Below are 1517 nucleotides of genomic sequence, written 5' to 3' on the forward strand. Positions count from 1 at the left end.
GGGCGACGAGGGTGCGGACGGCTTCGCGCACGGAGGAGCGGGATACTCCTAGGTCGGTGCACAGCTGGGACTCCGTGGGCAACGCGTCACCAGGATGCAGGCCCTTGGTGAGAATGTAGTTCTTGATCTCGGCCATCGCCGTGGATGACTGAGTCATCGGGGTGGTGGTGAGGCCGGACATGACACCGCGGGATATCTGCATGACCCCATTGTCCGACTTTTGGTTCATTTACGCTGGTGAATGTCGAATCGTCCTCATCCGTGCGATCTCGAGGTATCCGGGCGGATGTCGCACTGAGGGCGGGCGCCATCGAGGGACCCGTCGTCGGCCGGCTGGTGGCGGGCACCGGTACCGTAGAGCATTGACTGATTATGAGTGAGTTGGTGCTACAGCGCTCACAGTGCAACAGTTACGGCATGTCTCGCCCGCATGAGGAGCTCCCCGCCCGTCCTGCCTACGACAGTGCCACCGCCGCTCTGCTCGAGCGCATCGAGCCGCTCGGCGTCTTCGGGACCATGACGGTGCAGAAGATCCCGAGTTGGCGCGCACCGGCCGACGAGGTCCGGGCGGGTTTCCTGCTCAAGCACCCCGACATCGACCTGGAGGACGTTGACGTCCTTCGTCAGGACGGGACGACGCTTCCCGCCGCGGTTGCACGAAGGGCTCAGGGCGCCTGCGTGGGCCGCCCCGGCCCCCTGTTCCTCTCTCTGCACGGGGGAGGGCTGGTGATGGGGTGCCGTTTCAATGGTCTGTCGACCGTTGTCCCGTGGCTGCGGCGGTACGGGGGCGTCATCGTCAGCCCCGAGTACCGTCTGGCTCCTGAGGATCCGGCACCGGCCGGCGTCGAGGACTGCTACACCACGCTGTGTTGGGCGGTCGAGCACGCCGAGGAGCTCGGTGCCGATCCGGAGCGCGTCATCGTCGTCGGGCCGAGTGCCGGGGGCGGGCTGAGCGCCGGCACGCTGCTCATGGCGCGAGACAGACGGGGGCCGGCCGTTCTCGGCGGGCTGCTGGACTACCCCATGCTGGATGACCGCACCGGCATGCCGCACTGGCAGGGATCGGTCTCGGCGCGTCAGTACCCGGACGACGGCACCTGGCCGACGGCCTACAACAACGTCGCCTGGGATGCGGCGCTGGGGGAGCGGCGAGGCACGGAATCGGTCACCCCCTATGAGGCCCCCGCCCGTGCCGCCTGGCTGGGCGGGCTGCCGCCGCTGTTCATCTCGGTGGCCTCCGCAGAGGTCTTCCGGGACGAGGACGTCGCCTTCGCCTCCAGGGTGTGGCGCGATGGCGGAGATGCCGAGCTGCACGTCTATCCCGGGGGTACTCACGCCATGGAGTTCGTCAACGCGCGATGGCTCGCGCAGGGGCTGACGGCGGCACGAGACCTGTGGATGGACAGGCTGCTTCGTCCGGAGGACCCGCGCCTCAATGTCGTGGCCGTGGCGCAGGCCGGCACCTATCCGGCCCTGACGGAGGAGTTCTCCGCTGGGTTGTTTTAGGTGAGGACGGC

General features: G+C 67.8%; 2 protein-coding genes. One reads left to right on the forward strand and one right to left on the reverse strand.

The genetic code is table 11. The features are described from left to right. Positions 1–202 (reverse strand): FadR/GntR family transcriptional regulator (locus FK267_RS13360; protein ID WP_141407500.1); only part of this gene is annotated, 202 nt, incomplete at its 3' end. A 215-nt stretch (positions 203–417) separates the two neighbouring features. Between FK267_RS13360 and FK267_RS13365 the strand changes: the two genes are divergently transcribed. Continuing rightward, entirely contained in the window at positions 418–1506 is a 1089-nt protein-coding gene (locus FK267_RS13365) for an alpha/beta hydrolase (RefSeq protein ID WP_141407501.1), read from the forward strand. Positions 1507–1517 lie beyond the last annotated feature (11 nt).

The sequence above is a fragment of the Actinomyces oris genome (assembly GCF_006546825.1).
GTDB classification, from domain to species: domain Bacteria; phylum Actinomycetota; class Actinomycetes; order Actinomycetales; family Actinomycetaceae; genus Actinomyces; species Actinomyces oris.